This window comes from Pseudomonas sp. Pseu.R1 (assembly GCF_045764065.1).
GTDB lineage: Bacteria > Pseudomonadota > Gammaproteobacteria > Pseudomonadales > Pseudomonadaceae > Aquipseudomonas.
In genome coordinates, this window is the sequence record NZ_JBJGEE020000001.1 from 4613911 (window position 1) to 4635072 (window position 21162).

Consider the following 21162-nt stretch of genomic DNA (forward strand, 5'->3'; position numbering starts at 1 on the left):
ACCGCTCTTTAACAACTGAATCAAGCAATTCGTGTGGGTGCTTGCGCTGTAAGACTGAAGTCAACAGATTATCAGCATCGCAAATTACTCCACGAGAAATCATGGTTTAACCAACGATTGCTGAGCCAAGTTTATAGGGTTTTCTCAAAACCCGATTGCAGTATTGAACTGAAGAGTTTGATCATGGCTCAGATTGAACGCTGGCGGCAGGCCTAACACATGCAAGTCGAGCGGATGAAGGGAGCTTGCTCTCTGATTCAGCGGCGGACGGGTGAGTAATGCCTAGGAATCTGCCTGGTAGTGGGGGACAACGTCTCGAAAGGGACGCTAATACCGCATACGTCCTACGGGAGAAAGTGGGGGCTCTTCGGACCTCACGCTATCAGATGAGCCTAGGTCGGATTAGCTAGTTGGTGAGGTAATGGCTCACCAAGGCGACGATCCGTAACTGGTCTGAGAGGATGATCAGTCACACTGGAACTGAGACACGGTCCAGACTCCTACGGGAGGCAGCAGTGGGGAATATTGGACAATGGGCGAAAGCCTGATCCAGCCATGCCGCGTGTGTGAAGAAGGTCTTCGGATTGTAAAGCACTTTAAGTTGGGAGGAAGGGCAGTAAGTTAATACCTTGCTGTTTTGACGTTACCGACAGAATAAGCACCGGCTAACTCTGTGCCAGCAGCCGCGGTAATACAGAGGGTGCAAGCGTTAATCGGAATTACTGGGCGTAAAGCGCGCGTAGGTGGTTTGTTAAGTTGGATGTGAAAGCCCCGGGCTCAACCTGGGAACTGCATCCAAAACTGGCAAGCTAGAGTAGGGCAGAGGGTGGTGGAATTTCCTGTGTAGCGGTGAAATGCGTAGATATAGGAAGGAACACCAGTGGCGAAGGCGACCACCTGGGCTCATACTGACACTGAGGTGCGAAAGCGTGGGGAGCAAACAGGATTAGATACCCTGGTAGTCCACGCCGTAAACGATGTCAACTAGCCGTTGGAATCCTTGAGATTTTAGTGGCGCAGCTAACGCATTAAGTTGACCGCCTGGGGAGTACGGCCGCAAGGTTAAAACTCAAATGAATTGACGGGGGCCCGCACAAGCGGTGGAGCATGTGGTTTAATTCGAAGCAACGCGAAGAACCTTACCAGGCCTTGACATCCAGTGAACTTACCAGAGATGGTTTGGTGCCTTCGGGAACACTGAGACAGGTGCTGCATGGCTGTCGTCAGCTCGTGTCGTGAGATGTTGGGTTAAGTCCCGTAACGAGCGCAACCCTTGTCCTTAGTTACCAGCACGTTATGGTGGGCACTCTAAGGAGACTGCCGGTGACAAACCGGAGGAAGGTGGGGATGACGTCAAGTCATCATGGCCCTTACGGCCTGGGCTACACACGTGCTACAATGGTCGGTACAAAGGGTTGCCAAGCCGCGAGGTGGAGCTAATCCCATAAAACCGATCGTAGTCCGGATCGCAGTCTGCAACTCGACTGCGTGAAGTCGGAATCGCTAGTAATCGCGAATCAGAATGTCGCGGTGAATACGTTCCCGGGCCTTGTACACACCGCCCGTCACACCATGGGAGTGGGTTGCACCAGAAGTAGCTAGTCTAACCTTCGGGAGGACGGTTACCACGGTGTGATTCATGACTGGGGTGAAGTCGTAACAAGGTAGCCGTAGGGGAACCTGCGGCTGGATCACCTCCTTAATCGAAGACTCGGCTGCTTCGCAAGTTCCCACACGAATTGCTTGATTCATTGAAGAAGACGATAAGCAGAGCCTTTAATAGGTCTGTAGCTCAGTTGGTTAGAGCGCACCCCTGATAAGGGTGAGGTCGGCAGTTCAAATCTGCCCAGACCTACCAGTTCCCTGGGGCCATAGCTCAGCTGGGAGAGCGCCTGCCTTGCACGCAGGAGGTCAGCGGTTCGATCCCGCTTGGCTCCACCATTTACTGGTTTGCCGCTGCTTGTGTTGCTTAAAGCTTAGAAATGAGCATTCCATCAGGCTGATGATGAATGTTGATTTCTGGTCTTTGATCAGATCGTTCTTTAAAAATTCGGGTATGTGATAGAAAGATAGACTGAAGGCCACTTTCACTGGTGGAACTTCAGGCTAAGGTAAAGTTTGTGAATAGCAAACTTTCGGCGAATGTCGTCTTCACAGTATAACCAGATTGCTTGGGGTTATATGGTCAAGTGAAGAAGCGCATACGGTGGATGCCTTGGCAGTCAGAGGCGATGAAAGACGTGGTAGCCTGCGAAAAGCTTCGGGGAGTCGGCAAACAGACTGTGATCCGGAGATGTCTGAATGGGGGAACCCAGCGGTCACAAGACCGTTATCTTGCACTGAATACATAGGTGCAAGAGGCGAACCAGGGGAACTGAAACATCTAAGTACCCTGAGGAAAAGAAATCAACCGAGATTCCCTTAGTAGTGGCGAGCGAACGGGGACCAGCCCTTAAGTTGATTTGAGGTTAGCGGAACGCTCTGGAAAGTGCGGCCATAGTGGGTGATAGCCCTGTACGCGAAAACCTCTTGTCAATGAAATCGAGTAGGACGGGGCACGAGAAACCTTGTCTGAACATGGGGGGACCATCCTCCAAGGCTAAATACTACTGACTGACCGATAGTGAACCAGTACCGTGAGGGAAAGGCGAAAAGAACCGCGGAGAGCGGAGTGAAATAGATCCTGAAACCGTATGCGTACAAGCAGTGGGAGCCTACTTTGTTAGGTGACTGCGTACCTTTTGTATAATGGGTCAGCGACTTATTTTCAGTGGCGAGCTTAACCGAATAGGGGAGGCGTAGCGAAAGCGAGTCTTAATAGGGCGTCTAGTCGCTGGGAATAGACCCGAAACCGGGCGATCTATCCATGGGCAGGTTGAAGGTTAGGTAACACTGACTGGAGGACCGAACCGACTACCGTTGAAAAGTTAGCGGATGACCTGTGGATCGGAGTGAAAGGCTAATCAAGCTCGGAGATAGCTGGTTCTCCTCGAAAGCTATTTAGGTAGCGCCTCATGTATCACTGTAGGGGTAGAGCACTGTTTCGGCTAGGGGTCATCCCGACTTACCAAACCGATGCAAACTCCGAATACCTACAAGTGCCGAGCATGGGAGACACACGGCGGGTGCTAACGTCCGTCGTGAAAAGGAAACAACCCAGACCGTCAGCTAAGGTCCCAAAGTCATGGTTAAGTGGGAAACGATGTGGGAAGGCTTAGACAGCTAGGAGGTTGGCTTAGAAGCAGCCACCCTTTAAAGAAAGCGTAATAGCTCACTAGTCGAGTCGGCCTGCGCGGAAGATGTAACGGGGCTCAAACCATGCACCGAAGCTACGGGTATCACTTAGGTGATGCGGTAGAGGAGCGTTCTGTAAGCCTGTGAAGGTGAGTTGAGAAGCTTGCTGGAGGTATCAGAAGTGCGAATGCTGACATGAGTAACGACAATGGGTGTGAAAAACACCCACGCCGAAAGACCAAGGTTTCCTGCGCAACGTTAATCGACGCAGGGTTAGTCGGTCCCTAAGGCGAGGCTGAAAAGCGTAGTCGATGGAAAACAGGTTAATATTCCTGTACTTCCGGTTATTGCGATGGAGGGACGGAGAAGGCTAGGCCAGCCTGGCGTTGGTTGTCCAGGTTTAAGGTGGTAGGCTGAAATCTTAGGTAAATCCGGGGTTTCAAGGCCGAGAGCTGATGACGAGTGTTCTTTCGAACACGAAGTGGTTGATGCCATGCTTCCAAGAAAAGCTTCTAAGCTTCAGATAATCGGGAACCGTACCCCAAACCGACACAGGTGGTTAGGTAGAGAATACCAAGGCGCTTGAGAGAACTCGGGTGAAGGAACTAGGCAAAATGGCACCGTAACTTCGGGAGAAGGTGCGCCGGTGAGGGTGAAGGACTTGCTCCGTAAGCCCATGCCGGTCGAAGATACCAGGCCGCTGCGACTGTTTATTAAAAACACAGCACTCTGCAAACACGAAAGTGGACGTATAGGGTGTGACGCCTGCCCGGTGCCGGAAGGTTAATTGATGGGGTTAGCGAAAGCGAAGCTCTTGATCGAAGCCCCGGTAAACGGCGGCCGTAACTATAACGGTCCTAAGGTAGCGAAATTCCTTGTCGGGTAAGTTCCGACCTGCACGAATGGCGTAACGATGGCGGCGCTGTCTCCACCCGAGACTCAGTGAAATTGAAATCGCTGTGAAGATGCAGTGTATCCGCGGCTAGACGGAAAGACCCCGTGAACCTTTACTATAGCTTTGCACTGGACTTTGAATTTGCTTGTGTAGGATAGGTGGGAGGCTTTGAAGCGTGAACGCCAGTTTGCGTGGAGCCATCCTTGAAATACCACCCTGGCAACTTTGAGGTTCTAACTCAGGTCCGTCATCCGGATCGAGGACAGTGTATGGTGGGTAGTTTGACTGGGGCGGTCTCCTCCTAAAGAGTAACGGAGGAGTACGAAGGTGCGCTCAGACCGGTCGGAAATCGGTCGCAGAGTATAAAGGCAAAAGCGCGCTTGACTGCGAGACAGACACGTCGAGCAGGTACGAAAGTAGGTCTTAGTGATCCGGTGGTTCTGTATGGAAGGGCCATCGCTCAACGGATAAAAGGTACTCCGGGGATAACAGGCTGATACCGCCCAAGAGTTCATATCGACGGCGGTGTTTGGCACCTCGATGTCGGCTCATCACATCCTGGGGCTGAAGCCGGTCCCAAGGGTATGGCTGTTCGCCATTTAAAGTGGTACGCGAGCTGGGTTTAGAACGTCGTGAGACAGTTCGGTCCCTATCTGCCGTGGACGTTTGAGATTTGAGAGGGGCTGCTCCTAGTACGAGAGGACCGGAGTGGACGAACCTCTGGTGTTCCGGTTGTCACGCCAGTGGCATTGCCGGGTAGCTATGTTCGGAAAAGATAACCGCTGAAAGCATCTAAGCGGGAAACTTGCCTCAAGATGAGATCTCACTGGAACCTTGAGTTCCCTGAAGGGCCGTCGAAGACTACGACGTTGATAGGTGGGGTGTGTAAGCGCTGTGAGGCGTTGAGCTAACCCATACTAATTGCCCGTGAGGCTTGACCATATAACACCCAAGCAATTTGAGCCAAGGGCCGGATTGCGGTGACTGTGGAGACGACACGAACCGAGAGTTTGCGTCACGAACGGATATCACATACCTGATTTGCTGAAGCGTCGAAAGACGAGTCGGCACACCGAATTTCTTGACGACCATAGAGTGTTGGAACCACCTGATCCCATCCCGAACTCAGAAGTGAAACGATACATCGCCGATGGTAGTGTGGGGTTTCCCCATGTGAGAGTAGGTCATCGTCAAGATTCAATTGCAGAACCCCGTTTGCGAAAGCAGACGGGGTTTTGTCTTTTCCGGGGTTTGGAAAAGTCCATGAGCAACAAGACCCTCTCCCTCTGTTAGTCTTCTCCCTCTTCAAACGCCAAGGAAGCAGCTATGCCGGTGACATCCAGCCTCAACCCGGGATTCATGGTCGTGCATGGCAATCGGCCGGATGAGCTGCGTAGTCTTGTGGTGTCGTGGATGCGACGCTATCCGCTGACTCCGCTGGAAAACGAAATCGCTCTGGTACAGAGCAACGGCATCGCCCAGTGGCTGAAACTGGCATTGGCGGAAGACGCATTGGACGATGATCTTGGCGGCTGCGGAATCGCGGCGGCCATTGATGTTCAGTTACCCGGTAGCTTCATGTGGCAGCTATACCGAGCCGTGCTGGGAAAAGACGAGATCCCGGAAACCTCGTTGCTCGACAAGGCCCCCCTGACTTGGCGGCTGATGCGTTTGCTCCCGGCGTTGATCGATCAGCCTCACTTCGAACCTCTGCAACGCTTCTTGACCGCCGACACCGACCTGCGCAAACGCTATCAGTTGTCCGAGCGACTGGCCGACCTGTTCGACCAGTATCAGGTGTATCGCGCTGATTGGCTGGAGGATTGGGCGGCGGGCCTACATCAACTGAAAAATGTACGGGGAGAGGTCAGCCCTCTCAAGCCTGAGAACTGCTGGCAAGCCGAGCTGTGGCGTGCGTTGCTTGACGATGTCGGTGCTGAGGGCATGGCTCAGAGCCGTGCAGGTGTGCATCAGCGTTACATGGAGCGAATCAACAACCTCACTGAAGCCCCCGTGGGGCTGCCCGCTCGGGTCATCGTCTTCGGTATTTCTTCATTGCCCGCCCAGGCACTGGAAGCCTTGGCCGGTCTGGCGCGTTTCAGTCAGGTGCTGCTGTGCGTGCACAACCCCTGTCGCCACCATTGGGCGGACATCGTCGCTGACAAGGATCTGCTGCGTCACGAATACAAACGGCAGTCGCGCAAGGCTGGCATGCCGGTCGTGCTCGACCCGGACGCACTGCATCAACATGCCCATCCATTGTTGGCCGCATGGGGCAAGCAAGGTCGCGACTACATCAACCTGCTCGACAGCCATGACGATCCGAACAGCTACCGTTCTATTTTTCGCGACGGTCGCATTGATCTGTTCAGCGACAGTGAACCCCAGACGCTACTCAGCCAGCTACAAGACGACATCCTTGAACTGCGTCCCCTGAATGAAACCCGCGAGCGCTGGCCTGCTGTCGATATCAAGAGCGACCGCTCGATCCGTTTCCATGTGGCTCACAGCGCACAACGTGAAGTGGAAGTGCTGCACGATCAACTCCTCGCGCGCTTCAGTAAAGACCCGGATCTGCGCCCACGAGACATCATCGTGATGGTCCCGGACATCGACAGCTACGCGCCCCATATTCGTGCCGTGTTCGGGCAACTGGATCGCGACGACCGTCGTTTCATCCCCTTCACCCTGGCGGACCAAGGCCAACGCGGTCGTGACCCGCTGCTAATCGCCGTCGAGCATCTGCTGAACATTCCCGACAGCCGATTCCCGGTCAGCGAAATTCTAGACTTGCTCGACGTCCCGGCTCTGCGCGCACGTTTTGGTGTCAACGAGCGTGATTTGCCCACTCTCCACCGCTGGATCGAAGGCGCGGGCGTACGCTGGGGGCTGAACGCCAAACAACGTGAAGGCCTCGGACTGCCCGAAGCACTGGAACAAAATAGCTGGCACTTCGGCCTGCGCCGGATGTTGCTGGGTTACGCAGTGGGGGCCGGGAGTGCCTATGACGGCATCGAACCTTATGACGAAATTGGCGGGCTGGACGCGGCCCTCATAGGCCCTTTGGTTTCGCTGATCGACGCACTGCAAGTTGCCCACGCCGAGCTGTCTCAACCTGCCGCACCGCCAGTCTGGGGCGAGCGATTACAGGCCTTGATGCAGCTATTTTTCAGCGCAGAGAGTGAGCACGACGACTACCTGCTCGGTCAGCTCGAAACCCTTCGCGAGACGTGGCTGGAAACCTGTGAAGTCGTCGAGTTGCAGGAAGAACTCCCATTAACCGTCGTTCGCGAAGCCTGGCTCGCCGGGCTGGACCAGGGCAAGTTGTCTCAGCGCTTCCTGGCAGGCTCCGTCAACTTCTGCACCTTAATGCCGATGCGTGCCATTCCGTTCAAAATCGTGTGTTTGCTCGGCATGAACGACGGCGATTATCCCCGTGCGCAACCACCACTGGACTTCGACCTCATGGGCAGCGACTACCGCCCCGGCGACCGTTCCCGTCGAGAAGACGACCGTTATCTGTTGCTCGAAGCGCTGCTGTCGGCGCGCGATCAGCTCTACATCAGTTGGGTGGGACGCAGCATTCGCGACAACTCGGAACGCCCGGCTTCGGTGCTCATCGGTCAGTTGCGTGATCACCTGGCCAGCGGTTGGCGACTGGTGGATGCCATCGAGCCTGAGGATGAAAAGAAACGCGACCCCGGCCAGCAGTTGCTGCACAAGCTCACGTTGGAACATCCGCTACAGCCGTTCAGCGCCAAGTATTTTCAGGAGAACCTGGAGTTTTTCAGCTTCGCCCGCGAGTGGCAGGTGCTGCACGAAGCGGCCATCGAAACAGGCTCTGCCAAATCGCTGGAAAAGCACCACCCAGATGAGCCGTTGAGCCTGATGCTGTTGCAGGACTTTTTGCGCAACCCGGTCAAACATTTCTTCAGTCAGCGTCTGAAGATTTTCTTCGAAGTGGCAGAAGCGCCTTTGGCCGATGAAGAACCCTTCGTGCTCGATGCCCTTGAACGCTACGGGTTGAGCGACAGCTTACTGCAAGCGGCGTTGCTGGAACCCGAGCAAGCGGACGATTCCCTCAAGGCACAGGCTGTTCGCCTACAGGCTAGCGGGTTGTTGCCAATGGCCGGGTTTGGCGCGCTCCTACAAGATGAGTTGATTGAGCCGTTGCCGGATCTGATTCGGCGTTACCACGACTTGCTGTTCAAATGGCCGGAGCGTCTGCACAGCGCCTTGCCGATGAGCCACGAATATCAGGGCATCGCACTGGACGGCTGGCTTGACGGTCTGTACCAGAACGCGGAGGGCGAGCTACTCAGCGTGACGGCGATTCCCAACGCCATCGGCGGCAAGAAGTCCCGCAAGTGGCATCGCCTGACCAAACCTTGGGTGAATCATCTGGTGGCGTGCGCCTGTGACCTGCCGCTGACCACCGCGCTGGTGGCCAGTGACGAAACCTTGCTGTTGCCACCGTTGGCCAAAACCACCGCGACCGACACCCTCAATGACCTGCTGCTCGCTTGGCAGCATGGGATGCAACGACCGCTGCCCGTCGCGATCAAAACGGCCTTTGCCTGGCTCGGCCAAGGCGATGAAGAGAAAGCCGAAGCCGCTGCGCGCAAGACCTATGAAGGCGATGGCCAGAACGTCAGTGGCGAATGCGCTGAGAGCACTGCGCTGGCCCGACAGTTTCCCGACTTTGATGCCCTGCTCGATAGCGAAGAGTTCGTAGGCTGGTGCGAGGCGTTGTACAAACCGATTTTCGACGCGCCCTGGCAATCCCTGTCCAGCGAGGAGGCCGGAGCATGAGCCGCACACAACCACCACTCGCGTTGCGCTTTCCCCTGAAAGGTAGTCAACTGATCGAAGCCAGCGCCGGGACCGGCAAGACGTTCACCATTTCCGCGTTGTACCTGCGTTTGGTATTGGGTCATGGCGACGAGTTGTCAGGCTTCGGCCGCGAACTGCTGCCTCCGCAAATTCTGGTAGTGACCTTCACCGACGCTGCCACCAAAGAACTGCGCGACCGCATCCGCACGCGACTGGCCGAATCGGCACGCTTCTTTCGCCAGGAGATAGACGCGCCCGACGCCTTGATCGAAGACCTGCGCAACAGCTTCGCACCCGAGCAATGGGCCGGTTGCGCGAGCCGTCTGGACATCGCCGCGCAGTGGATGGACGAGGCAGCCGTGTCGACCATCCACAGTTGGTGTCAACGCATGTTGCGCGAGCACGCTTTCGACAGCGGCAGCCTGTTCACGCAAAGTCTGGAAACCGACCACAGCGATCTGCTCGGCGAAGTGCTGCGCGATTACTGGCGCAAGTTCTGCTACCCGATGACCGGCGATGCGCTCAACTGGGTGCGCGAAAACTGGGGTGGTCCGGCGGCGTTGCTGCCACGGGTGCGCGCGATGTTTGGCAACGACCGCGCCCCGGTGACCCAAACACCAACGCAATTGATCGAAGCGGCCGTTCATGAACGCCGCCAGGCGCTGACAGCCCTGAAAGCACCGTGGGCCGAATGGGCTGCCGAGTTGCACCAGATCTGCTCCGACGGCGTGAAGAACAAGACCGTCGACGGGCGTAAGATGCAGGAGCGCTACTTCAAGCCCTGGTTCGACAAGTTGATCGCTTGGGCGAATGACGGCGAACAGGAACAGCTTGATCTGGGCACCGGCTTTTCACGGCTGACCCCCGATGGCATGGCCGAAGCCTGGAAAGGCACGCCGCCCTCACACCCGGCCCTCGATGCCATGGTGGGTTTGAAAGCGTCCCTCGACGCTCTCCCGACTCCCGACGCTGCCGTACTGGAACATGCCGCACAGTGGGTCAGTGGGCGTTTCGAAGAGGAAAAACGCCGTCGCGCCGAAATGGGCTTCGATGACATGTTGCTACGTCTGGATGCTGCCTTGCGCGGCTCCGGTGGCGAGCGTCTGGCGACGTTGATCCGTGAGCAGTTTCCGGTCGCGCTGATCGACGAGTTCCAGGACACCGACCCTATTCAGTACAGGATTTTCGACAGCATCTATCACCTGGAAGCCAACGACGAAAGCACCGGCCTGTTCCTGATCGGCGACCCCAAGCAGGCGATTTACGCCTTCCGCGGCGCCGACATTTACACCTACCTACGGGCGCGCACGGCCACCACCGGGCGTCTGCACACGCTGGGGACCAACTTCCGCTCCAGCCATGCCATGGTCGAAGCGGTGAACCATGTTTTCCTGCGCGCCGAGAACAATCCGATCGGGCGCGGCGCGTTTCTGTTTCGTGTGGCCGATGACAACCCGGTGCCTTTCCTGCCGGTGGGGTCGCAAGGTCGCAATGAGCACTTTCAAGTGGACGGCACTACGCTGGCCGCTTTGAACCTCTGGCAACTGGAAAGTGATCAACCGGTTTCGGGCGCGCTGTATCGGCAGCAACTGGCCGCCAGTTGCGCGAGTGAAATTGTCCGCCTGCTCAACGCGGGGCAGCAGGGCCGTGCAGGCTTCGTCAAAGATGACGAGCCATTGAAGGGGGTGAAACCTGCCAACATCGCCATTCTGGTGCGCGACGGCAAGGAAGCGCAGGCGGTGCGAGGCGAACTGTCGGCCCGTGGCGTGCGCAGTGTTTACCTGTCTGACAAGGATTCGGTGTTCGCCTCCCAAGAGGCCCACGACTTGCTGGCCTGGCTCAAAGCCTGTGCAGAGCCTGATGCTGAGCGCACCCTTCGGGCCGCGTTGGCGTGTATCACCCTGAACTTGCCTTTGGTCGAACTTGAGCGGCTCAATCAGGACGAACTGGCGTGGGAAAACCGCGTCATGCAGTTCCGTGATTATCGCCGCATCTGGCGCACCCAAGGCGTATTGCCGATGTTGCGTCGCCTGCTGCACGACTTCAAATTGCCGCAAACGCTGATTCAGCGCAGCGATGGCGAGCGCATTCTGACCAACCTGTTGCACCTCTCCGAGTTGATGCAGCAAGCCGCTGCCGAACTCGATGGCGAGCAGGCGCTGATTCGTCATCTGGGCGAGCATCTGGCGTTGTCCGGGCAGGCGGGCGAAGAGCAGATTCTGCGTCTGGAAAGCGACGAGCAATTGGTCAAGGTCGTGACCATTCACAAGTCCAAGGGCCTTGAATACCCGTTGGTATTCCTGCCCTTCATCTGTTCGACCAAGCTTGTCGATGGCAGCCGTTTGCCGTTGCATTTTCACGATGCCCAAGGTCAGGCGCAGATCAGCCTCAATCCTACCGCTGAGCTGATTGAGCAGGCCGACGACGAACGTCTCGCGGAAGACCTGCGCTTGCTTTATGTCGCTCTGACGCGCGCACAACACGCTTGCTGGCTGGGGGTGGCGGACCTCAAGCGCGGCAACACCAAAGGCTCGATTCTGCATCGCTCGGCGCTGGGTTATCTGCTGGGCGGCGGCGAGGCGCTGGCCGAATCCACGGCCCTCGTTCAGTGGCTGCAGTCCCTCGCGAACGACCAAGCGACACTGCACGTTGAACCCGTGCCCGCGCCGACTGAGGACGTGTTCGTTGCGCCCCGTAGTGAGGTGGCGTTGAGCAAACCGCGCATGCCTCGGCGCAGCGCCAGGGAGAACTGGTGGATTGCCTCCTACAGCGCCTTGCGCATCGGTGACACTATCACCGACAGCGGCGATCAATCTCCGGACAGCCCTCAGGCGCAGAAACTGTTCGACGACGAACGCCTCGACCCGGACGCGCCGCGCGAGACGCTGGTCAGCGGTGGCGACATCCATCGATTTCCTCGCGGCCCGAATCCCGGCACCTTCCTTCATGGCCTACTGGAGTGGGCGGGAGAGAAGGGCTTTTCGGCAGTGGCCAATGACTCGGCAGTTCTGAAAAAGGTGGTCGGTCAACGATGTGGTCGTCGTCACTGGACGGGGTGGATCGAGACACTGACCGATTGGTTGGCGCACCTGCTGAACATGCCGCTGAACTTGGGGCCTGATGTTCAACCGGTCGCGCTGCGCCAACTCGATCAACCGAACCAATACCGTGTCGAGATGGAATTCTGGTTCGCCTGCTCGGCGGTCGATGTGGCACAAATGGACGCGCTGGTCCGTCGTTACACCCACAATGGCGCCCCTCGCGCGGCGGCAGAAACCGTGTCGCTCAATGGCATGTTCAAGGGCTTCATCGACCTGACGTTCGAGCACGAAGGCCGCTATTACGTGGCCGATTACAAATCCAACTGGCTGGGCGCCGATGACGAGGCGTACACCCTCGCGGCGATGGACAGCGCGATTCTGGAAAACCGCTACGACCTGCAATACGTGTTGTACCTGCTGGCCCTGCATCGCCAATTGAAGGCGCGTCTGGCCGACTACGATTACGACCGGCACATGGGTGGCGCGGTCTATCTGTTCGTGCGCGGCAGCCGCGCTGCGAGCCAGGGCGCGTGGTTCACCCGGCCCCCTCGCGAGTTGATTGAAAGCCTCGATCGGTTGTTTCAAGGGAAAGCCGTAACGCAGGACAACGCGCTGTCAGGAGACTTGGCATGAACCGCACCTTCGCTCATTTGCTGCCGACCCCATTGGACGCCGACAGCCTGGCGGCGCTCCAGCCGCTGAACCGGGTCGGCGACCTGCTGCTGTTGCTGGAGCGCTGGGTCGAGCGTGGCTGGTTGCGCGCGTTGGACAAGGCCTTCGTGGCGTTTCTGGCGGATCTCGATCCCGCTGCCGACTCGCTGGTGCTGTTGGCGGCAGCGTTGACCAGTCATCAACTTGGCCATGGTCACGTCTGTCTGGATTTGTACGAAACGTTGAAAGAGCCTGATTTCGCCCTGTCGTTGCCTCCTGAGGGTGATTTGCTGTCGACGCCGATGTTGTTGCCGTCTGCGTTGCTCAAGTCGCTGGATGGCGCGTCGTGGTGCCAGGCGCTGGCGGACAGTCCATTGGTGGCCAGGGCGGAGGATCACAGCGAGGCGGCTGCGCAGAAACCGTTGGTGCTGTCTGATCGGCGCCTGTACCTGCGTCGCTACTGGACGTATGAGCGCAGGATCGATGCTGCGCTGCATCGTCGCTTGAACCAACAGGAGCCTGCGCCGAGTGATCTGGCGCAACGGCTGGATGGATTGTTCGGTCAAGCCAGTTCCGCCCCCGATGCCGTGATCGACTGGCAAAAGCTCGCCTGTGCGCTCGCCACTCGCGGCGCGTTCAGCATCATCACGGGTGGCCCCGGCACCGGCAAAACCACGACGGTCGTGCGCTTGTTGGCGTTGCTGCAATCGCCTGCGGTCGAGCAGGGCAAACCGTTGCGCATTCGACTCGCCGCGCCCACAGGCAAGGCGGCGGCGCGTTTGACCGAGTCCATCAGTGTTCAGGTGCGCGACTTGAAAGTGCCTGAAGAGGTGCGGCAGAAAATCCCTGCCGAAGTGACCACGGTGCACCGTCTGCTCGGCAGCCGGCCTGGCACACGACACTTCCGTCATCACGCGGGCAACCCGTTGCCGCTGGACGTGTTGGTGGTCGATGAAGCGTCGATGATCGACCTGGAAATGATGGCCAACCTGCTGGACGCGTTGCCACCCCATGCGCGCATGGTCTTGCTCGGTGACAAGGATCAGTTGGCGTCGGTGGAAGCGGGCGCGGTGCTGGGCGATCTGTGCCGCGACGCGGAAGCCGGAATGTACAGCGCTCAGACGCAGGCGTGGTTGGCGTCGGTCAGTGGTGAAGACCTGAGCAAGAGCGGTTTGCAGCAGGGCGATGCTCAGCATCATGCGCTGGCTCAGCAAGTGGTGATGTTGCGCCACTCCCGGCGTTTCGGCGCGGGCAGCGGCATTGGGCAGTTGGCCAAACGGGTCAATCAGCAACAGGATCAGGAGGCGCGTTCGCTGTTGGTCGATGGCGGCTTCAAGGACTTGTACTCGCTGGTGCTCAAGGGCGAGCAGGATCGGGCATTGTCACGGCTGTTGCTCGACGGTCATGGCAACGGTCCACAGGGCTATCGGCATTATCTGGCGTTGATGCGAGCACAGCGTCCGGAGGATCTGACGTCCATCGAAGACCCGCGCTGTGTGGAGTGGGCGCGCAAGGTACTGAACGCCTTCGACGAATTCCAGCTGCTCTGCGCGGTGCGCAAGGGGCCGTGGGGCGTCGAAGGGCTGAACCAGTGCATCACCCAGACGCTGTTCGCCGCCGACCTCATCGACAGCGATCAGCAGTGGTACGAAGGCCGCCCGGTGCTGATGACCCGTAACGACTATGGGCTGGGTTTGATGAACGGCGACATCGGTATCGCGCTGCGTTTGCCCGAAGGGCCGGTGGAAGAAAACCGCACGGCCCTGCGCGTGGCCTTCCCGCGCAACGACGGCGAAGGCGGGGTGCGCTTCGTGTTGCCGAGTCGGCTCAATGACGTGGAAACGGTGTACGCCATGACTGTGCACAAGTCTCAAGGCTCGGAGTTTGCGCACACCGCGTTGATCCTGCCTGAAGCGCTGAACCCGGTGCTGACCAAGGAGCTGATCTACACCGGCATCACGCGGGCCAAGCACTGGTTCAGCCTGATCGAACCGCGTCAGGGTGTGTTTGAGGAGGCGTTGCGGCGCAAGGTCAAGCGCTTGAGCGGGTTGATGTTGGGAGTGTGAAACCATTGCCCGACGCGTTGCCCCCCTGTGGGAGCGAATTCATTCGCGATTGGCCGGCACATCCGATACATCTCCTTCGGATGCTTTAACCCATCGCGAATGAATTCGCTCCTACAAAGGGGGGCGTGTTTGCGGTGCGGCTATTCACGTCGCACAAAACGCATTCCCCAGTTCCACCCGTCCAAAACTGGCGCCTTCATCCAGCGGGGTGATGGCGGCCAGTTGGTCCAGGCGTATCTCGTCAAGGCCGTCGGCGAATTGCAGGAACTCTTCCTTGCTCGGCGCGGTGCGCGTTGTGACCGGTCTGCCTTCGAAGGTCGTGCCGTCGACCAACTCGACCTTCAGGCGATAACCGTGCATGCAGGCGATCTCCAGATAGTCATAGAGATCGCAGGCGAGTGGGGTGTAGTGATCCATGTCAGGCTCCCGAGCGGCGTGGTGTTTCCACGATAGCCGCTCAGGCTTCCCGGCGCACTGGCTCTGGCTGAACGGCGACGTTTTCCAGCCCCATGAATTGCCGTACCCGGTCGCCGCACTGATCGGCGCGAATCGCCTGTGGCGCGGCATCGACCTGCACCACGCCGTTTTCCATGAAGATCACCCGATCGGAAATCGACAGGGCGAAGTCCATTTCGTGGGTGACGATGAGCATCGTCATACCTTCTTTGGCCAGGTCGCTGATGACTTTGAGCACGTCGCCCACCAGTTCCGGGTCCAGCGCCGAGGTCGGCTCGTCGAACAGCATGATGTCCGGGTCCATCGCTAGCGCACGGGCAATCGCCACACGTTGTTGCTGACCGCCCGAGAGCTGGTGCGGGTACTTGTGCGCGTGGGCCAGCAGGCCGACTTTGTCGAGCAAGGCGTAGGCGCGTTGTTCGCTGATGGCCTTGTCGCGGCCGTGATAACGCGGAGCCAGGGTCACGTTGTCGAGGATGGTGCGATGCGGGAACAGGTTGAAGTTCTGGAACACCATGCCAATGCGTTGCACGCCCTTGCGAATCTGCCGGGCGTTGGGGCTGTCTCCGGCGTGAATGAAGCCTTCGCCAAACAGAATGATCTCGCCCTTGTCGATGCTTTCCAGGCTGTTCACGGTACGGATCAGCGAGGTTTTGCCGGAGCCTGACGGGCCGATGATCGAAATCACCTGACCCGGATTTACGTCCAGGCTGATGCCCTTGAGCACTTCGTGCTGGCCGTAGCTTTTGTGAATGTTGACCAGTTGCAGCGCAGGCGCCGATCCTGGCCCTGTTTCGGGTTGGCGCGTTTTGACAGGCTGCGCAACGAGTGTCGAGCGCAGGCGAGTCAGTGCGTTGTCGTCGAGGGTTTGCGGCTTGCGGTTGTTCAGTTCCAGATGCTGTTCAAGCCAGTGGAACAGCCAGCCGAACACGGTCACGATCATCACGTAATACACCGCGACCGCCGACAGGGTTTCCATCACCAGGAAGTTCTGCGCGTACAGGCGCTGGCCGATGGTGAGCAGTTCGGTCAGGGAAATCACCGACACCAGCGAGGTCAGTTTGACCACGGTGACGTATTCGTTGATCAGCGTCGGCAGGGAAATACGAAACGCCTGCGGGATGACGATCAGCCGTTGCATGCCGATCAAACCGACGCCCAACGCGCGGCCCGCTTCCTTCTGGCCTTTGGCGACCGAGATCAGACCGCCCCGGTGAATCTCGGCCATGTAGGCGGCTTCGGTGACGACCAGCGCCAGCAAACCGGAATAGAAGGGGTTGGACAGCACCTCGCGGGTGGCCGGAAGCATCTGTGGCAGGTTGTAGGTGAAGATCACCATGACCAGCAACGGAACACTGCGGAAGAACCAGATATAAAGCGACGCAGGCACACTGATCCAGCGCCGGGTCGAGAGTTTGGCCGAGGCCAGCAGGAAGCCCAGCAGCATGCCGATGAACCAGCCCAGCGCGCTGAGTTCGATCACCGTGATGCAGGATTCCCAGAAGTCGGAGACCGAGAACAGCGAAAAAAAGTAGGACCATTCGAATTGCATACACACCTCTGCGGGGCAAGGCCCAGCGGGATTCTTACGTCAAACACAAAACCTTGTGGGAGCCGGCTTGCTGGCGAAGGCGGCGGACCAGACACCTCGATGTCGACAAATCTGCCGCCTTCGCCAGCAAGCCGGCTCCCACAGGACAGGGCGTCAGCCAGACGCCCCATTATTCAAAGCATCAGTTCGTTGGCTCTTCCAGGTTGTACTTCTTCAGCAGCGCTGCGTACTCGCCGGATTTCTTGGTCTCGTCGAACGCCTTGAGCAGTGCCTGATATAGCTCTTCGTTACCCTTCTTCACGTAGATGCCAAGGGTCTGCTGATAGATCGAGTGCTCGGTGCTGACCACCACGCGGCCTTTGGTGCGTTCGGCGATCATGCCCGCCGCGCCGTCGATTTCCACCTGTGCCTGCACATTGCCGGACAGCAGCGCCTGGGTCACCTCAGGGGCCGACGGGAATTCGCTGACCGAAATCGCGCCCTTGTTGTTCGGCACGCAGTAGTCGGTGGAGAGTTTATTGAACTGAGCGACCCACGTTGTGCCTTTTTCCAGACCGACTTTCAGGCCGCAGAGGTCTTCCGGCACCTTCGGTTTGATCGTGCTGTCTTTCAGGACCATGATCGCCGCACCGGTTTTGGCGTAGGCGATGGTCTGGGCCTGGGTCTGACGCTCAGGGGTGATGTACATGCCCGAGATGATCGCGTCGTAGTGACCGGCGTTCAGGCTCAGGATCAGGCTGGAGAACTTGGTGTCGACGAATTCAGCCTTCAGGTCCATGTGCTTGGCCAGCAGGCGCGACAGGTCCGGGTCGGAGCCGACGACGTTTTTCTTCTCGTCATAGGACTCGAATGGCGGGTAGGTGATTTCCATACCGACCTTGAACTGGCCAGGTGTCACGGTGGTGGCGGCGTGAGCAAGCGTCGCGCCCAGTACGGCGGTGGCAAGAACGGTCAAGCGAACAGCAGTGTTCAAAGTGTTGCGCATCGTCGGTGACTCCACGTCAGGAAGGTAAGGCACGGTGTGTTGGAATGTTTTCTGGGGCATCAGGACGCGTCCTGTGCCTGGTTTTTCAAGTGGCCGAAGCTCGAAGGCTTGCGGGCCTTTTCATACAGTTTCAGCTCGCCACTCTCGACCTTGCGCCGCAGGTAGGAATAGGTCTGCAGTGCCTGGCCGAACATGTGTTCGCCGATGGTGATCTCTTCGTATTCCTGGCTGCCGTTATCGAATTGAGGCAATGGCTTGATCTGCGTGTGGAAGTCGCAAGCGAAGAACAGCGGGAACGAATAACGCTCCTCACTGACCGTGCGCACCCGGTGAGCCGTAGCAACGAACGTACCAGCGGTCATCACCTCCAGCATGTCGCCAATGTTGACCACAAAGGCGCCCTCCACAGGCGGAGCATCGATCCATTGGCCCAGATCGTTCATCACTTCCAGCCCCGGCTTGTCGGCCAGAAGCATGGTGAAGCACTCGTAATCGGTGTGTGCACCAATACCGGGCGCGTCTTGCGCCGCGTCGTCGAAGGGGTAATGGATCAGGCGCAGCTTGGACGGCGGGCGGGTGACCATCGCCTCGAAGTAGCCTTCCTCAAGGCCCAGCGCCAGCGCGAAGCCGTCGAACAGGCGGCGACCCAGCGCGAACACTGCTGCGTAATACGCTTCGACGGCAGGGCGGAAACCAGGAAGATCCGGCCACTCGTTGGCGCCGATCAATGGAGTTTTGGCGATCACGAGCGGGTCTTCGTCGCCCACTTCGAAACCGATGTCGAAGGCTTCCTTATGATCCGGCTTGCCCTTGGAATACACCTCTTCGCCTTCCGGCACGAAGCCTTTGTGGCTGCGCGAGGTGCCGATGTAATGCTGCATCTTGTACTCAAGGGACTGGGCAAACAGGTCCTTGGCAGCCTGACGCAACCCGGCGATCAACGCAGGGTCGATGCCGTGGTTCTTGACGTACAGAAAGCCGACTTCGCGAGCGGCCTTGCCCAGATCATCGGCAACGGCCTGGCGGTCGGCGATATCTGCACTGAACAGACCGGCGATGTCGACCACCGGAATGCTGTTGAAGTTGGCGACTTTCGGTGCAGCCGCTTGAGACTGATCAGGCATGGCGAAAACGCTCCTTATCGGCTTGTTGTGTGGGTGAAGCGCTGAAAATGTTCACGTTCGGCCTGGCCCATCCACACGTTCAGCGACCACAGATCGGCCACCGGCACGTTGGTGAAGGGCAGGTGATGCAGGTAACCGTCAGCGCCGAATTCCGGGGTCAGCGTGGTGACTTGGTAGCCTTGCGCCTGCTGGGATTTCCAGATCGCTTCCCAGTGCTGCTGATGGAAGGCCAGCTCGGCGGCGCGCTCTGGGGCGGCGGGGTGAGGGACTTGCGGCCCCTGGTCATAACCGACCCGGGCCTGAATGTGGTGAACGCGTTCGACGAAGGCGCTGAGGTCGTCTTCCGGGTCATTGAGCAAACGCTCGCAGGTGACGATCCAGTGGCTGATGTCACTGGTGAAGCGCAGGTCCGGCAACTGACGAATCAGCTCCAGCGTCACCCATGGGTTGAACAGCGAGCGGGCGCGGTGGGTTTCGAAGGTGACGGTCTGGCCATGTTTGCGCGCCAGCTCCAGCGCCTGGCCGAAGAATTCAACCTGTTGTGGCAACTGCCAGCGGTCGTTACCGGCCAGCACGTTGACGAAACGCGGCGCCAGCTCGGTGGACCAGGCGAGTTTCTTTTCCAGATCGGTCAGGTGCTCGGCGAGGGTGGCCGATTGTTCGGGGAGGACGTCGTAGGCGGTGAACACCGTGGCGATGTAAGGCAGGCGATTGGCCCGCAGAAAGGCACCGAACTCGGCACGTTCGACCGGCGTCAGCGGCAGGCGCGCTTCCATGCCATCGAACCCGGCCTCCAGCAGCTCATCGAGCGCTTGGGCCTTGCTGGCGGTGTAGCCCCACATCGTGCGGAAGATTTCCAGTTTCATCGAACGTCCCCAAAGATTGCGTCTTACGACTCACTGCATGACTAAAGACATGGCTCCGCTACGGCGCAAGCCGGAACGGGGTACAGCGGCAGTCACAACAGAAAAGGCAATCTTCGGGCCGTGTCTCTTACTGGACGGGCTCCTTTATTGGCGCCGATCTTAGGTTCGGCCGATGAACGGAAAGAATAGGAAAGCTCAAATGCATAGTTCAGAGATTTCTAAACTATGGTGGCGAGGTGCGATTTAGACGTAGGTCTACCGGACAGGGGGTGGGAAATGCTTTTGTGGGAGCCGGCTTGCTGGCGAAAGCGGTGTGTCGTTCGATACAGCTATGACTGGCCCGACGCCTTCGCCAGCAAGCCGGCTCCCACAATTTGACCTGCGGCAAACTGTCAGTCGACGAAGGTCATCACCTTCGTATTCCCCAACAAAAACGCCTGATTCTGCTCGGTCACTTCGCGGATGTAATCCCACAACAACGTGATCCGCTTGAGCTTCCTCAGGTCCTCCCGGCAGTACATCCAGAACTGCCGCGTGATGTTCACCTCACTTTCCAGTACCGGCAACAACCGCGAATCCTGCGCGGCGAGAAAGCACGGCAGGATGGCCAGTGCGCGGCCCTGTAATGCGGCGACGTATTGGGCGATAACGCTGGTGCTGCGCAGGTGGGCATGGGCGCCGGGGAGCAGGTTGCTCAGGTAGAGCAATTCGGAGCTGAACGCCAGGTCGTCGACGTAGCTGATGAAGAGATGATCGGCCAGGTCTTCCACCCGCTCGATGGCGACGTGGTTGTCCAGATATTCCTGGGTGGCGTACAGACGCAAGTTGTAGTCGCACAGCTTGCAGCACACGTACGGCCCGTGTTCCGGGCGTTCCAGGGCGATGACGATGTCGGCTTCGCGCTTGGACAGGCTGATGAAGTGCGGCAGGGGCAGGATGTCCACCGAGATGGCGGGGTAGGTGTCGGTGAAGTGGCTCAACTGCGGGGTGATGAAGAAACTACCAAAGCCTTCGGTGCACCCCATCCGCACGTGGCCCGACAACGCGACGCCGGAGCCTGAGACCTGCTCGCAGGCGATGTGCAGGGTGCTTTCGATGGATTCGGCCGAGCCCAATAAACGCTGGCCTTCGGCGGTCAGCACGAAGCCGTTGTTGCGCGACTTTTCGAAGAGCAGGGTGCCAAGGGAAGCTTCCAGCGAACTGATGCGGCGCGAGACGGTGGTGTAATCCACCGCTAGCCGTTTGGCCGCTGAACTGGCTTTGCGCGTGCGCGCCACTTCGAGAAAAAACTTCAGGTCATCCCAGTTCAATGCGCTCAGGGAGGTGATGTTTTTTTGCATGTTGAACCTGCTTTTATGTGCGTTCTTATTAGAAGTTTGCACATCTATACTCCGAAGCACGGAGCAATCCAATGCCTATGGGCCCCCGATCCTGTAGGAGTGAGCTTGCTCGCGATAGC

At 58.3% G+C, this 21162-nt stretch carries 9 protein-coding genes, 2 tRNA genes and 3 rRNA genes; 8 read left to right on the forward strand and 6 right to left on the reverse strand.

Annotation, left to right across the window (positions count from 1 at the left end; translation table 11 throughout):
• Window positions 1-165: 165 nt before the first annotated feature.
• The 8 genes from ACI5GA_RS21060 to recD all read left to right on the forward strand — a co-directional run bounded on the left by ACI5GA_RS21060 (window position 166) and on the right by recD (window position 14720).
• A 16S ribosomal RNA gene (locus ACI5GA_RS21060) occupies window positions 166-1702 on the forward strand.
• Window positions 1703-1781: 79 nt separating this feature from the next.
• Window positions 1782-1858 (forward strand) — tRNA-Ile (locus tag ACI5GA_RS21065).
• Window positions 1859-1865: 7 nt separating this feature from the next.
• A tRNA-Ala gene (locus ACI5GA_RS21070) sits at window positions 1866-1941 on the forward strand.
• Window positions 1942-2183: 242 nt separating this feature from the next.
• A 23S ribosomal RNA gene (locus ACI5GA_RS21075) occupies window positions 2184-5071 on the forward strand.
• A 138-nt stretch (window positions 5072-5209) separates the two neighbouring features.
• Window positions 5210-5325 (forward strand): 5S ribosomal RNA (gene rrf / locus ACI5GA_RS21080).
• The 16S, 23S and 5S rRNA genes sit together here with 2 tRNA genes alongside, the layout of an rRNA operon.
• Before the next feature lie 130 nt (window positions 5326-5455).
• Window positions 5456-8941, forward strand: a complete 3486-nt coding sequence (recC, locus tag ACI5GA_RS21085; protein ID WP_421424158.1) for an exodeoxyribonuclease V subunit gamma — start codon at window positions 5456-5458, stop codon at window positions 8939-8941.
• Window positions 8938-12636: an exodeoxyribonuclease V subunit beta gene (gene recB / locus ACI5GA_RS21090; RefSeq protein WP_421424160.1), complete on the forward strand. Its 3699-nt coding sequence runs from the start codon at window positions 8938-8940 to the stop codon at window positions 12634-12636. Before recC ends, recB begins: the two co-directional genes overlap by 4 nt.
• The gene (gene recD, locus ACI5GA_RS21095) at window positions 12633-14720 is read left to right on the forward strand and encodes an exodeoxyribonuclease V subunit alpha (RefSeq protein ID WP_421424162.1); all 2088 of its coding nucleotides are present in this window, start codon (window positions 12633-12635) and stop codon (window positions 14718-14720) included. Before recB ends, recD begins: the two co-directional genes overlap by 4 nt.
• A 144-nt stretch (window positions 14721-14864) precedes the next feature.
• Here recD and ACI5GA_RS21100 read toward each other — a convergent pair whose 3' ends face one another.
• From ACI5GA_RS21100 to ACI5GA_RS21125, 6 genes are all read right to left on the reverse strand, one after another.
• Entirely contained in the window at window positions 14865-15137 is a 273-nt protein-coding gene (locus ACI5GA_RS21100) for a Rho-binding antiterminator (RefSeq protein WP_404637037.1), read from the reverse strand.
• A 40-nt stretch (window positions 15138-15177) separates the two neighbouring features.
• The gene (locus ACI5GA_RS21105; protein WP_421424164.1) at window positions 15178-16728 is read right to left on the reverse strand and encodes an amino acid ABC transporter permease/ATP-binding protein; all 1551 of its coding nucleotides are present in this window, start codon (window positions 16726-16728) and stop codon (window positions 15178-15180) included.
• A gap of 181 nt (window positions 16729-16909) precedes the next feature.
• Window positions 16910-17713, reverse strand: coding sequence for an ABC transporter substrate-binding protein (locus ACI5GA_RS21110; RefSeq protein WP_404637041.1), 804 nt, complete (start codon window positions 17711-17713; stop codon window positions 16910-16912).
• A 59-nt stretch (window positions 17714-17772) separates the two neighbouring features.
• Entirely contained in the window at window positions 17773-18837 is a 1065-nt protein-coding gene (locus ACI5GA_RS21115) for an isopenicillin N synthase family dioxygenase (protein ID WP_404637043.1), read from the reverse strand.
• 14 nt (window positions 18838-18851) lie between these two features.
• Complete coding sequence (locus ACI5GA_RS21120; RefSeq protein WP_404637045.1) at window positions 18852-19703, reverse strand: sugar phosphate isomerase/epimerase family protein; 852 nt, start codon at window positions 19701-19703, stop codon at window positions 18852-18854.
• Window positions 19704-20095: 392 nt separating this feature from the next.
• Window positions 20096-21043, reverse strand: a complete 948-nt coding sequence (locus ACI5GA_RS21125) for a LysR family transcriptional regulator (RefSeq protein WP_421424167.1) — start codon at window positions 21041-21043, stop codon at window positions 20096-20098.
• Window positions 21044-21162 lie beyond the last annotated feature (119 nt).